Source organism: Micromonospora endophytica, from assembly GCF_003236305.1.
GTDB lineage: Bacteria > Actinomycetota > Actinomycetes > Mycobacteriales > Micromonosporaceae > Micromonospora > Micromonospora endophytica.
Genome location: NZ_POTX01000003.1, coordinates 59,797 through 72,462, shown reverse-complemented (window position 1 = coordinate 72,462; position 12,666 = coordinate 59,797). Strand labels below are relative to the sequence as shown.

The following is a 12,666-nucleotide window of genomic DNA, read 5'->3' as shown; positions in this document are numbered from 1 at the left end:
ATTGCGGCAAGGGCCAGCGCTGGTGGAGGGGGTCGCGGTCCGTGACAGTCGTCTTCGACACCGAATCCATCGCGGTGACCGAGCGCGTCGACGCCTTCCGATCCGTGGTCATCGACGCCACCGTGCCGTCCAGCGTCACCCTCGATCCACCGGGGCCGGGCGTGCCGCTGTCGGCCCGGCTCGCCACCTGGAGGCTGGGCCGCGTCCAAGCGCTACGCACCCGGATCAACCACCGCGTGCAACTGGTGCGCAGCCCTCGGCAGACCAGGATGGGATGCACGCCGATGATCTCACTCGCCGTCCAGACCCGCAACGTCGGGCACCACGAGCAGTTCGACCGCGTCCGGCTCGTACCCGTGGGCGCGCTCAGCTGCATCGACCTCACATCGCCCTACCGGTTCAGCCAGTTTCATCGGAACGCCGGCTGTGCGCTGCAGATCCCCATCGACGAGCTGGACCTGCCGATGGACGTCATCAGGCGGGCCGCTGCGGCGCTGCCCAGCAGCCCGCTCTACGAGCTGATGACCGCCCACATAACGGCGCTGACCCGCAGCCCGGATCGGCTGGACCCGCAGGTGGCGGCAGGAATGGGACGGTCCACGGTCGAGCTGGCACGCTCATTGCTGCTGTCCGCGGCCGACCGCCCTTATCCGCCAGCCGAGGGTGCCACGCTGCTCACCCAGGTCCGGGCATACATCGCCCAACACCTCGCCGACGAGGGCCTCGGCCCGGACGCGATAGCCGCCGCCCTGCACGTCTCGGTGCGGCACCTCTACTCCGTGTGCGCCCGCGACGGCTTCAGCATCGAACAGTGGATCATCGGGCAGCGACTGGAGAATGCCAAGGCCGACCTGGCCAGCTCGGCGTACGCGAACCGCACCGTGGCCGCGATCGCCCACCGCTGGGGGTTCCGCGATCCCGCCCATTTCAGCCGCCGGTTCCGGCTGGCCTACGGCATCACCCCGACCGGCTGGCGGGCGGTGGCAGGCGGCGACGACCAGGGTCACAGCTGACACTGCAGAATGTTGTCCGTGGCTGCACGATCATTTCGAGTGGACGCCCACCGGGCCACCATCGCGACATTTCACCCAACCCTGATTGGCACAGTTGCGGCATGACAACCGCCATGCGGGGTCCTGACCATGGCATACCCGTGATCATCGGCCGCGACGCCGAGTTGCAGTTGATGCGTCGCCTGGTCGTCGAGACCGCGGCAGGAGAAGGCACCGCGCTGCTCGTGCGCGGCAGCGCCGGGGTCGGCAAGTCCGTCCTCCTACGATCCCTGCGCGCCGAGGCCACCGGCGGCGGCCTGACGGTCCTGTCTGCGGCCGGGGTGGAAACCGAACAATGGTTCCCGTACGCCGCGCTGCACCTGCTACTGCGACCGTTGGACCGGACCGTCGAGCAGTTGCCACCCGGGCACCGGCAGGCGATCCGCGCGGCATTCGGTGCCGAGCAGACGCAACCCGAGGTGCACCAGGTCGCCCTGGCGGTCCTTGAGCTGCTCGCCGACGCCGCCGCTCGGCGGCCCGTCCTGCTGGTAGTCGACGATCTTCAGTGGGTTGACACACCGAGCCGGGACGTGCTCACCTTCGTCGCGCGACGCACCCATGGTCATGCCATCCTGCTCGTCGGTGCGGCGCGGGCCGACCGCGCAGAGCCGTACCGCTGGGGCGACCAGGCTGACCTGACCGTCGAACCGCTCGACCCGGCGGCCGCCGCCGTACTGCTCGACGCCGGCGCGCCGGACCTGCCGCCCCCGGCCCGGGCGCTCATCCTGGCCCGGGCAGCGGGTAATCCGTTGGCGCTGGTCGAGCTGCCAAAGGCGATGCACGGCACGCCCGAGCAGAGCGATCACCTGCCGTTGACCCGCCGGCTGGAGGTCACGTTCGGGGCGCGTACCGATCCGACCAGCCCGGCCTGCCGGATGTTCCTGTTGGTTCTGGCCGCCGAGCCGACGGCACCGCTGGACCAGCTACTGACGGTGTCCAGCCGGCTCACCGGCTCGGTGGTGACCCTGGACGCGCTCCAGGAGGCCACCGACGCGGGCCTGGTGGCCCTGGTCGACGGGCACCCCGAGTTCCGGCATCCGCTGATGCGGTCCGCCATCTACGGGCGGGCCACGCTCACCGACCGGTTGGCCGTCCACCGTTGCCTGGCCGCCATGTTGGCGGACGACCCGGAGCGCCAGCTCGCTCACCAGGCCGAAGCCGCCATCGGTCCGGACGAAGACCTGGCCGACCGCCTCGAGCGCTTCGCCGACGCGGCGCAGGTGCGGGGCAAGATCGCCATGAGCGTCCCCGCCCTACGCCGCGCAGCCCGGCTGGTACGCGACCCGCACCGACAGACCGGCATCCTGATCCGGGCGGCGGAACTGTCCAGTCAACTCAGCGACCGCGCCCACACCAGGGCGCTGCTGGCGCAGGCCGACCTGCACGGGCTCGGCCCGGTGGAACACGGTCGACTCATGCTCGTGTCCGACAACGCCGCGTTCGAACCGGACGAGCCGCACCGGCGCATCCACGGCATGGTTGCGACGGCGGCGGCGGCGATGGACGCCGGGGACCGGCACGTCGCCGAGAACCTTCTGTGGCGGGCGGCGGCTCGGTGCTTCTTCCAGGACGGTGACACGGCGACGCGCGCCGAGACCGCGGCTGAGCTGGACCGATGGAACCCTGACCCGGACGCTCCACACACCCTGACCGTGCGCTTGTACACCGAGCCGTACCGGCACGGACGCGATGTGCTCCGGCGGCTCGACGGGGTCGGCCCGGCCCCTCAGGACGGCTACCGGCTGCACTTTCTGGGCAGCGGAGCAATGGTCGTCGGCGACTTCACACACGCCTCGCGGTACCTGGCGCAGACGGCCGCGATCTGGCGGGCACAGGGGCGGCTCGGTCTGCTCGCCCGGGCACTGGCGGGCAGCTGGCCGCGGTTCTATCTGGGCCGACTCGAACAGGCTCGCGCCGAGTCCGAGGAGGGGCGGCTCCTTGCCCAGGAAACCGACGAGTCGATCGCCTGGCTCGGCCTCACCGCCACGGCCGCGCTGGTGGCCGTGACCCGCGGGGAGAGCGGGACGGCGAGCCGAATGATCCGAGAGCTGCGCACCAGCAGCCTGTTCCTCGGGATGCCGTTCGCCGCCGCGATAGCGCAGCAGGTCACCGGACTGCTCGCGCTCTTCGACGGGCACGCCGGCGAGGCGTACGACATCTTCGCGCGGGTGTTCGACCCGCACGACCCGCACCACCACTCGGTGAGCCGCTGGCTGGTCGCGCCCGACCTGGCCGACGCCGCCATGGCCGCCGGCACCATCGACCGGGCGCGGGAGCTGCTGGCCGAGCTGCCGGAGCTGGCCAGCCGGCTGCCGTCGGAGATGATGCGGATGGCGGAAGCTTACTGTGACGCCGTGCTCGCCCCGGAGGACGAGGCGGAGCGGCGGTACCACCGGGCATTGACCACGCTTCCTGGTGGGTGCCTGCTGATCCGCGCCCGGCTGCATCTGCAGCACGGCCGATGGCTACGCCGGCAAAGGCGCTACCTCGAGGCCCGCGACCCGCTGCGGACAGCCCGCGACGAGTTCGACCGGCTGGGCGCGCGCCCGTGGGCCGAGGCGGCCCGCAGTCAGCTGCGGGCCGCCGGCGAGTCCACCGGACGGCGGTACGCGAACCTCGGCGAGCAGTTGTCCAGCCAGGAGATGCAGATCGCGCTGCTGGCCGCACAGGGGCTGAGCAACCGGGAGATCGGGGAGCGACTGTTCATCTCGCACCGGACGGTCGGCTCACACCTGTACCGGATCTACCCGCGCCTGGGTGTGACCAATCGGGGGCAGTTGGCCGCCGTCCTGGCCGGCGGCCCCGGTTTGGTCGACTGACCGTCGAGGCGACCGCCGCCACCCGTGGACCCGAGCCTCATGGCCGAGTTGGTGACTCGTCGCCTAACCCAGGGCCGCTCCGACCGGTACGAGATGCTCGACCATGTCGGCGTCGATCAGCGCTGGTAGGCACAATGCCGCAGGATGGCCACCGGAGTGTGCGCGTGGTGCAGCACCGTGTGACTGACCGAACCGAGCAGCAAACCACCCAGAGGGCCACGCCCACGAGCGCCGACGACCACCAACTGCGCCGCTCGGGACTCCTTCAACAGCACAGCTGCCGGTGCGCCGCGGAGGTGTCGGTGCTGGACCTCCACCTGCGGGTATCGCTCCAAGCGGCCAGTTGTCGACTGGGGAAACGCCTGGTGTGCCACCGCCGGACCACGCTGCGCGTGAACCGCGACCAGCGGTACTCGGCGGTGGGCGGCCTCCTCGATCGCGAATCCGATCGCCTCAGCGGACGGATCCGAGTCGTCCACACCGACCAGTACCGGGCCGTCGGCGAGAGGTTCACCGCGTACGACGAGCACCGGGCACAAGGCGTAGGACGAGACCTGCGCGGTGACCGAGCCGAGCAGCAGCCCGGCGACGCCACCCAGCCCGCGGTGCCCGAGTACCATCAAGGCCGCCTGTCGGGACTCCCCCACCAGGACCGGAGTCGCTGCTCCGTCGACGACGGCACCGGTCACGGGCACGCCTGGAGCGACCCTGACGGCCTGGGCGACGGCGTCGGCGACGTAGCGTTCGGCCTGGTGACGCAGTCCTCCCTCGGGTGGCCCGCCCGGGGCGGGCCCGACCGGCACGCCCATGAGCGGCCAGATGAAGGCGTGCACCACCCGCAGCGGCCGGTGCCGGTAGGCCGCTTCCCGAGCCGCCACCCGCACGGCGTCCAGCGCGGCCCGGGATCCGTCCACACACACGACAACGGACGCACCTGCCATGGTCGTCGTCATGACGCCCTCCTTCACTCGTGCGCCCGCGGAAAGGCGCAACCCCGGGTGACCGAACGCCGCCCGATGGATCGCGCGCCTCTGCCACCGGGTCGCCCGGCTGCTCAGCGACCGGGCTCAGGCTCGAAGCTAGCCGCAGCGAGTGAGGAGGAAGTGCCGTACCAGTGTGTGGCCGCACTGCCCGTCATGCCCATCCGTGTTGGTGTCAGCACTCTTCACCGGGCTGATCAGAGGGTCGAGCGTCACCATCCCCAGCAACGGCGATACCCCGACGCCCGTGACCCGCTCCGGACCGCACGCGACGAGCTCGACGGGCTGGTCGTACGGCGGTGGGCCGAGGCCGCCCGCGGTCAGCTACGGGCTGTCGGCGAATCCACCGGCCGACGGTACGCGAAACGTCGGCAAGCAACTGTCCAACCAGGAGGTCCAGATCCCGCCGCTCGCCGTCCTCACCGGCACTCAGCAGGCGCGCTCGGTAGTCGGCGTCGGCCCCCGGTCGACCCAGGCTGTCCCGGACCACGATCTTGGCCTGGTACATCGCGACGTGCGTGAACGATCCCAGCCCCGTGACGTCGCCGATCGCCCACAGCCCCGCGCCGGCACGCAGTTGCCCGTCCGTGGGCACGGCGTGGGCCGTCGGATCCAGGCCCACCGTGTCGACGCCCAGCGGGGCCAGACCGCCAGCGCCCGCACGAGCAAAGCCTTGATCACGTGCATTCGGTTCTCCGCCTGGTCGAACACGATCGACCGCTTGGACTCGAACACCTCCTCGGTGACCTCCGCGCCGTCCAGACCGAACTGCCGGTGCAGGCGAGCGCCGATGGCTATCCCACGATTGTGGATGGCCGGCAGGCAGTGCATGAACCGCACGCCGGAGCGATTGGTGGCGTCCAGCACCTCGTCGGTGACCCGGTACGGCAACAGCGAGGACACCCGCTGCGGCCACGCCTCGTCCGGCTCGCCCATGCTCACCCACACGTCGGTGTAGACGAAGTCGGCGCCGCGTACCGCGGTGTCCAGGTCTTCGGTGACCAGGATGCGCGCGCCGCTCGACCGGGCCGCGGCCTCGGCGGCCGCCACCACGCCGGGCGGTGGCTGCCGGCCGGCGGGCGCCGCGAGGCGGACGTGCATGCCGAGCAGGGCGCCGGTCACGAGCAATGAGCGGGCGATGTCGCCGCAGCCGTCACCGGTGAAGCAGAAGGCGATGTCCTGGAGGTCGCCGCCGTGGTGCTCGGTCATGGTGAGCACGTCGGCGAGGCTCTGGGTCGGATGCCAGGCGTCGGTGAGTGCGTTCAGATCCGCCTTGGTCACCCCGCCGACGAGATGATCGGCCAGTTGGGCCGGCTTGGCGTCGTCGAACAGGGCGCGGACCTCGCGGGCAGGCCGGCGCCCAGGTGCTCGGCGTTGACCGTACGGGCCAGGGCGAACTCTCGACCGTCGGGCGTGGACAACGCCTCGGCGAGCAGCTCACCGAACAGGTGGACCGTCACCTCAGGCATGACCTGCCTCCTCACCGAGTGATCTCTGTGTCGCCGGCAACGCTAGGAGAGGTCAGTGCCGAGCCGGTGGCAGATCAGTGCGCACGACTGGCCCGCGGCGCACCCCCGATGGCGTACGCCAGGCCGGCGCCTCGGCACGACCGCGCACTTCTTCGTCACTGGGACCGCACGGGCCGCTCCTAGCGTGGCAACCGTCGGCGGCTGTCCCTTCGCGCTTCGCGAGCAGGCCCGCCGAGCCTCGAGTGCCGATCAGGGCGACCTGACCGTCACTCCCACGAGTCGATGTGATCGGAGATGAGCAGGCCATGATGCTGACGTCGGAGTCGGAGCGGCAGTTGGAGGTCACCGCGCAGAACAGCCCCCCGGGCCTGTGCCTGCGCGGCGAGGTGGACCTGTTCACCGTGCCGGAACTGGAGGTCGCGCTGGAGACAGTCCTCGCCGCACCCGGCGACGTCACCATCGACCTGCACCAGCTCACCTTCATCGACGTGCTCGGGTCGCGCGCGCTCGCCCGGGCCGCGATCCAGCTGCGCCGCGGCGGGCGACGGATGCGGCTGCGCGGCGCCAGCATGCAGTTGCGGCGGATGCTGCACGTGCTGGGCTGGGCCAGGCTGTTCGAGTTCCCCCTTCTCGATGACGTGGCCCGCCCGGCTCAGCGGGCCGTCGCGGTGCGTCTACGCCAGCGGCCCGAGCACGTCCGCGCGGCCTGACCCGACCGGTCCGGCCACCTCACCGACGCCGCCACTGGACAGTCACTGGTTCGCCCACTGCGGCCCGCTTCCATGGCGGTATCCGATCCCCGCCCTGAAGACCGTGCCGCGTGGCTATCCGGCCGACCACCCGCGCGCCGGCCTGCTGCGCCACCGTGGCATCACCGCCACCCGGCGGTGGCCTCCCAGCCGTTGGCTGGGCGATCCCGCGGCGCGGGACCTCATCGTGCAGACCTGGGAGCAGGCCGCGTGCCTCAGCCAGTGGCTGCGAACCCACGTCCGGATTGGAGACCGATGACCGGCAGCACGTCCCTCAAGGACTACCAGAAGGCCCCCTGGTCGGCAGGCACCTACAACTCCGTCGCCGGTTCCACCGTGATCGCGAGCGAACTTCTGCTGGAGGCGGTGGAGGTGCTACCGGGCCACCGCGTGCTCGACGCGGCCTGCGGCAGCGGAAACGCCACGGTCGGGGCCGCGCGACGCTTCGCCGACGTGGTCGGCCTCGAGCAACTGCCCTTTCCGGACGACCACTTCGACGTCGTGCTGTCGGCGTTCGGCGCGATGTTCGCTTCCGACCAGCGTCGTACGGGCGCGGAACTGCTCCGGGTCTGCAAGCCGGATGGACGCGTCGGCCTGGCCTCGTGGACGGCAGGAGGCGCGCTGGGACGTCTCTTCGACATCGCGGCCCGCTACCTCCCGCCGACGCCGGGCGTGCCGTCCCGGTCTTCGCCTACCTGGTTGCCCGCCCGGTGATCCGCCGGGTGCTCAAGACGGTCAGCCGCTCGCCGGAGCCGGGCGTGGTGGCCGCGACGGTGACGGTGCTGCTACTCCTGTCGGCCGCGGGCACCCACGCGCTGGGGCTGGAAGCCATCCTGGGCACCTTCGTGGCGGGCATCCTGATCGGGACGTACCCGCTGCGTGAGGAGCAACTGGCTCCCCTGCGCACCTGTGCCATGTCCGTGCTGGCGCCGATCTTCTTCGCCACCGCCGGATTGCGTATCGACCTGACTGCGCTGGCCCGCCCCCCGGTGGCCCTGGCGGCGGTGGCGGTGATCCTGCTGGCGATCATCGCCAAGACCCTCGGCGCGTACCTGGGTGCCCGGCTGTGCCACCTCGGTCACTGGCACGGCCTCGCTCTCGGAGCTGGCCTCAACGCGCGGGGCGTCGTCGAGATCGTGGTGGCGATGGTCGGATTGAACCTGGGCGTCATCAGCGGTGACATGTACACGGTGATCGTGCTGATGGCGCTCATCACCTCGTTGACCGCCCCACCGGCACTGCGGTTCGCCGTACGCCGGATGCCGCCGCAGCGGCCCCGCGCGGCGGCGGCGGTCCTGGCGGGACGTCAGACCCGGGCATGACCGCGGCGGTGACCCGCTGCCCGGCCGGGCGTCGTGCTCACCTGGCGATCATCGGCTGGTCGAGGATCCACAGCCAGGTCCCGTCCGCCTGCCGTCGCGCCACCTCGGCGGTGACCGTGCCGTTTCTCAGTCGCGAGGACATCAGCGCCAGTTCGCTGCTGACCAGGGTGGGCTGCTGCTCGCCGGGCTCCATGACGGGCAGGCCGCCCACCATCTGCTCGTAGGCTGCCCTGATCTGGGAGGCACCGACGGCCATGGACCCGTCCGCCAGGGCCAGGACCGCGTCCGGCTCGTAGAGCGCCACCAGTCCGTCGACGTCGGAGGCGTTGAGCCGCTCCACGACGAACCGGCTCAGATCCTCGGGGCGCTTCGCCGGAGGGTATGCGTCGCCGTTGCCCATACATTCCTCCCGCTCCGTACGCGGGCATCCCTGCGATGACCGCTTCGGTCCGTAACCGCAGCGTAGGTACAGAGGGAACGCGCTGTCCGGGAAAGCGGCGAACCGCGTCGACCGCCCGCACGGCCGGCGGCTGGACGAACCGGGGCTGGACCACGGCCCTGGCGAGACGACGGGATCCCGCCCGGACATGGGGGGGGCGCCGCACCACCTCGGCCCGCTCGCCGGTGGTCGGGTCGCCGAGCCGGCCGTCGTCATGTTCCCGGCGCAGCCGGTTGGCCCGGTTGTGCGGCGTTCGTGGTTGGCACTGAACTCGCCCGGCGACCTCACCCACGCCGGCCCCACCCGGCCGTCGCCTTGCCGACAGCCTCGTCGTTCCAGGGGGCTAGCGTGCGTCTCGGACGCGAATCCCTCGTTCCGGTCGAGGCGTTCGGCGGTCCGCAGTGATCGCCGGCCGGCCGGTTCCAGACCAACGGCGGGTCCGGCGCGCACGTGCCTCTGCCGCCTCGCCACGACCGCACCATCCGCCTGCTGCGCAGGTCGCCCGTGGTCACCCTCGCACCGCCGGAGAGGTGTCACGACGAGCTCGCCGGCCCCGGGCCAGGGACTCGCCATGCCGTTTGAGCGCACGTTGACCGAGGGGATGTCCGGCACGGACGTCGCCCGCCTACACGACACCCTGGACGGTCGGCGTCGAGGTGGCCGACGACGAACGGGAACGCTCGCATTTCGGCCCGCGCACCCGTGAGGCCGTCACCCGGATCCAGGCGCTGCTCGGGCTGCCCCCGACGGGCGAGGTCGACGCGGGGCTGCTCGATCTCGCCGCCGCCGCCCGCGACCGGCTCGGTGGGGGGCGCGAGCAGGACCCGGGCGTGCGCGTCGTCGAGGGCGCGGTGAGCGCCGGCATCGGCAAGACGCCGGTGCGCGAGGTGCTGACCCGGGCGGCCCGGCTGCCCGCCGAGAAGCAGCGGCTGTTCATGCGGCGCTGATCGGCGTCGACCGGCTCGGCCCGCCGGTTCTGGTCGGACCTGCGCAAGAGCAACGACTTCAGCTCGTCGGAGATCGCGGACCTGCGGTTCGCCATGACCGTCGGGCGGTTCACCCGTGGGCACCTGCCGCTGGTCGAGGCCGTGACGGGCGATGCGCGCGGACGGGCGGATCGCCCGCACCCGGGACCTGGCCCGGCTCGACGCCGCCGGGTCGTCGAGGCGGACGGCGTGGGCCTTCCCGCGAACTTCACCGCCCGGGACCGGGAGACGGCGGTCGAGGCGTACGCGCGGCTGCTGGAGCGCAGTTTCGGACGGGCGTACCCGACGGGTGGCGTTCTCGGCGCGCCTCGGCGAGAGCCCGTTCCCGGCGCGGAAGACCCTCGTGAGGTTCCCAGCGGCCCAAGATCGTCACTGCCGCCCCGCCCCGCTTCCGCAGCCGACCCGACGGCGGTTGGCAGGTCATGGGACTTACGCCGGTGATCCTCTCGGGTGGCGTCGGGCGAAGTCCCAGACGATGGCACTGGCGTCCGGGCCGGCGCGATCGGTGAAGAGGCCGTCGCCGGCAGGGCCTGGCCAGACGTGCCCCATCTCGTTGACTAGGTACGACTCGACGACAGACCTGCCGTCCGGCGTGGTGATGGTGGTGTGCGTGTACGCGCGCCTGCCCGGTTCCGCGGGCACCGTCGTCGTCGTTTCGGACAGGTCCAGGCTGTTGTTGAGCAGTCCGTCGTCGACGAGGTCGCCCACCGCGGTCCACTGCTCGACGAGGCGGGTGGCGACGATTGGTGGGACGACGTCATCCTTCTCGCCCTGGATGACGAGCAGCGGCACCTGCCGCGCCCGGTCACCCATCTGGGACCACGCCTGGCGTGCGGTGTAGGTCGGCGGTGTGGCGTCGGGGTCGTCCGCGTCCACCTGGTTCAGCCCATACTCGCCACCGGCGACCGACGTCGCGGTCGCGAAGATGTCGGGGTAGGTCGCCGCGAGGATGACGGCGGTGCCCGCACCGGACGACGCGCCGGCGACGTGCACGTGGTCCGGGTCCACGTGGTACTCCTCGACCACCTGCCGGGCCACGCCTGCGAGGAGCGCCGGTTCGCCGTCGTAGCGGTGCTGTTCCCGCGGGTCACCCGAGTTCCAACAGTTGACGGCGTTGCGGAACACACGCTGCGTCGGATAGACAACGATGAAGCCCTCGCGGTCGGCCAGGTCGTTGAACTGCGTCGTGAACTTCATCGAGTTCCACCCGTACCCGGACATCCCGCAGCCATGGATCGCCATGATCATCGGCAACCGGGTCGTGCCGTCGTACTGTGGCGGTAGGTGAACCTGGTAACGCTGGGAGCCGATGTCGCTCTCGTACCTGTGGTTGCGGTCTCCTTCCCCCATCCACCATGGCAGGCCGAACTGGAAGACCGCAGCACCGACACCGACCGCGGCCACGAGCACCAGCACGACGCCGGAGGTGATCCAGGGCCATAGCCGTCGCCGAAGAGGCCGGTCGGACCGAGGTTGATCGGATTCGGGTGCCTGGTTCGGTGTGGTCATCGACTGTTCCTTTCGCCGGTCGGCGCTCACCTGGTGGTAGTGGCCACACAGGCGGTGCTGGCGGCGACGATCGCCGCTGCGGTGCGAGTCACCGCGGCGGCGACCACCTCGGGTCCCCAATGGTCGCGTGCGATCTCGCTGGCCCGGATCACCGTCGTCGACGTCCAGGGCAGCGGGGGCCGCAGCGAGGGCATTGCGCCGCTGGCGAATAGCAGCCCGATGGTTGCCGCAGTGCGGGGGTCGGGGGTTTCGCCGACTTCCAGGATCCGGCGGATTCGCGCTCGCAGCCGCTCCTCATGCGCCTCGTCGGCCGCCGGCCGTGGGAGCAGGTCGTTCCGGACCGACATCGGTTTCTCGCTCAAATGTAGTTTCTTCCGTTGGTCCTCGTCGCGCCTTGCTCCGCTCCGTCAGCTCGGCCGAGGAAGGCGCGTAGGGCGGCGTTGACCTCATCAGCGTGGGTCCAGAGCAGCCCGTGGGGAGCGCCTTCGATCTCAACGTACTCGGCGTTGGGAATTGCTCGGCGGAAACGCCGGGCGGTGGCGTCGATGGGGAGGATCTTGTCGGCGGTGCCGTGCAGGATCAGGGCCGGTTTGCCGCTGACCCGGACCGCCTCGACGTCTTCGCGGAAGTCCTCGATCCAGGAGGACACGACGGCGTAGGCTGCCACCGGCGCGCTGGAGACGGCGACGTTCCAGCTGCCGGTGACAGTCTCCTGGCTGATCCGGCCGCCGAGGTTCTCGTCGAGGTTGTAGAAGTCCGAGAAGAACTGCGTGTACCAGGCGTAGCGGTCACCTTTCGCCGCGGCCTCGATCCTGTCGAAGACCTTTTGCGGCAAGCCCTCTGGGTTGTCGTCACGGGCGACCAGAAACGGTTCGAGTGAGGCGAGGAAGGCCAGCTTCGCCACCCGTTGATGGCCGTGCTGCGAGACGTAGCGGGCCAGCTCACCGGTGCCCATCGAGAACCCGACCAGGACGACGTGGCGCAGATCCAGCGTCTCCAGCACGATGTTCAGGTCGGCGGCGAACGTGTCGTAGTCGTAGCCGGAACCAACCTTCGACGAGCGCCCGAAGCCGCGGCGGTCGTAGGTGATTACTCGGTAACCGGCAGCGAGTAGCTCGCGTGTCTGAAGCTCCCAGCTGTGGCAGTTCAGTGGATACCCGTGGATGAGGACGACTGGCTGGCCTGCGCCCTGATCCTCGTAGTACAGCTCGATCGGGGTGCTGTTCTCGTTCCCGACGGTGACGAATCCCATGATCTTTTCCTCTCTGTTGTCGGTGCTTCCTGGTGGCGTACGCGCTGGACGTCGTTGTCGTGGCGCGCCGCTTATCGGCGCGGCTCCCA

14 protein-coding genes are annotated in these 12,666 nt (G+C 70.8%); 7 read left to right on the top strand and 7 right to left on the bottom strand.

What is annotated here, in order from left to right; genetic code table 11:
- Nucleotides 1–41 precede the first annotated feature (41 nt).
- On the top strand, nucleotides 42–1,013 hold the full coding sequence (locus C1I93_RS01215) for a helix-turn-helix domain-containing protein (protein WP_111241302.1): 972 nt from the start codon (nucleotides 42–44) through the stop codon (nucleotides 1,011–1,013).
- Nucleotides 1,014–1,114: 101 nt separating this feature from the next.
- Complete coding sequence (locus C1I93_RS01210; protein ID WP_212808379.1) at nucleotides 1,115–3,871, top strand: helix-turn-helix transcriptional regulator; 2,757 nt, start codon at nucleotides 1,115–1,117, stop codon at nucleotides 3,869–3,871.
- Nucleotides 3,872–3,987: 116 nt separating this feature from the next.
- Here C1I93_RS01210 and C1I93_RS01205 read toward each other — a convergent pair whose 3' ends face one another.
- The 3 genes from C1I93_RS01205 to C1I93_RS01195 all read right to left on the bottom strand — a co-directional run bounded on the left by C1I93_RS01205 (nucleotide 3,988) and on the right by C1I93_RS01195 (nucleotide 6,320).
- Entirely contained in the window at nucleotides 3,988–4,824 is an 837-nt protein-coding gene (locus C1I93_RS01205; protein WP_111241328.1) for a universal stress protein, read from the bottom strand.
- Between the two features lie 456 nt (nucleotides 4,825–5,280).
- A complete protein-coding gene (locus C1I93_RS31885; protein WP_212808378.1) occupies nucleotides 5,281–6,132 on the bottom strand; it encodes a Rossmann-fold NAD(P)-binding domain-containing protein in 852 nt (283 codons plus the stop codon).
- On the bottom strand, nucleotides 6,129–6,320 hold the full coding sequence (locus C1I93_RS01195; RefSeq protein WP_111241301.1) for a hypothetical protein: 192 nt from the start codon (nucleotides 6,318–6,320) through the stop codon (nucleotides 6,129–6,131). Before C1I93_RS01195 ends, C1I93_RS31885 begins: the two co-directional genes overlap by 4 nt.
- A gap of 305 nt (nucleotides 6,321–6,625) precedes the next feature.
- Here C1I93_RS01195 and C1I93_RS01190 point away from each other — a divergent pair, with 305 nt between their 5' ends.
- The 4 genes from C1I93_RS01190 to C1I93_RS01175 are packed head-to-tail and all read left to right on the top strand — an operon-like array spanning nucleotide 6,626 to nucleotide 8,391.
- Nucleotides 6,626–7,030: an STAS domain-containing protein gene (locus C1I93_RS01190; RefSeq protein ID WP_146603396.1), complete on the top strand. Its 405-nt coding sequence runs from the start codon at nucleotides 6,626–6,628 to the stop codon at nucleotides 7,028–7,030.
- Nucleotides 6,954–7,328 carry a DUF2461 family protein gene (locus C1I93_RS33025; protein ID WP_111241299.1) on the top strand — a complete coding sequence of 125 codons (375 nt, stop codon included), beginning with the start codon at nucleotides 6,954–6,956 and terminating at the stop codon, nucleotides 7,326–7,328. Before C1I93_RS01190 ends, C1I93_RS33025 begins: the two co-directional genes overlap by 77 nt.
- Nucleotides 7,325–7,783, top strand: coding sequence for a class I SAM-dependent methyltransferase (locus C1I93_RS32195; protein ID WP_111241298.1), 459 nt, complete (start codon nucleotides 7,325–7,327; stop codon nucleotides 7,781–7,783). The genes C1I93_RS33025 and C1I93_RS32195 overlap by 4 nt, the downstream gene beginning before the upstream one ends.
- Nucleotides 7,780–8,391 (top strand): cation:proton antiporter, encoded by a 612-nt coding sequence (locus tag C1I93_RS01175; RefSeq protein WP_249412232.1) that lies wholly within the window; start codon nucleotides 7,780–7,782, stop codon nucleotides 8,389–8,391. Before C1I93_RS32195 ends, C1I93_RS01175 begins: the two co-directional genes overlap by 4 nt.
- A gap of 37 nt (nucleotides 8,392–8,428) precedes the next feature.
- Here C1I93_RS01175 and C1I93_RS01170 read toward each other — a convergent pair whose 3' ends face one another.
- Nucleotides 8,429–8,791, bottom strand: a complete 363-nt coding sequence (locus tag C1I93_RS01170) for a YybH family protein (RefSeq protein WP_111241297.1) — start codon at nucleotides 8,789–8,791, stop codon at nucleotides 8,429–8,431.
- Between the two features lie 695 nt (nucleotides 8,792–9,486).
- Between C1I93_RS01170 and C1I93_RS01165 the strand changes: the two genes are divergently transcribed.
- Nucleotides 9,487–9,777: a peptidoglycan-binding domain-containing protein gene (locus tag C1I93_RS01165; RefSeq protein WP_111241296.1), complete on the top strand. Its 291-nt coding sequence runs from the start codon at nucleotides 9,487–9,489 to the stop codon at nucleotides 9,775–9,777.
- Nucleotides 9,778–10,245: 468 nt separating this feature from the next.
- On the opposite strand, the gene C1I93_RS01160 is transcribed toward C1I93_RS01165, so the two are convergent.
- The 3 genes from C1I93_RS01160 to C1I93_RS01150 form a co-directional block, all read right to left on the bottom strand.
- Nucleotides 10,246–11,232, bottom strand: coding sequence for an extracellular catalytic domain type 1 short-chain-length polyhydroxyalkanoate depolymerase (locus C1I93_RS01160; protein WP_181444954.1), 987 nt, complete (start codon nucleotides 11,230–11,232; stop codon nucleotides 10,246–10,248).
- A 119-nt stretch (nucleotides 11,233–11,351) separates the two neighbouring features.
- Nucleotides 11,352–11,672 (bottom strand): GPP34 family phosphoprotein, encoded by a 321-nt coding sequence (locus C1I93_RS01155; RefSeq protein ID WP_111241294.1) that lies wholly within the window; start codon nucleotides 11,670–11,672, stop codon nucleotides 11,352–11,354.
- A gap of 11 nt (nucleotides 11,673–11,683) precedes the next feature.
- Complete coding sequence (locus C1I93_RS01150; RefSeq protein ID WP_111241293.1) at nucleotides 11,684–12,577, bottom strand: alpha/beta fold hydrolase; 894 nt, start codon at nucleotides 12,575–12,577, stop codon at nucleotides 11,684–11,686.
- Nucleotides 12,578–12,666 lie beyond the last annotated feature (89 nt).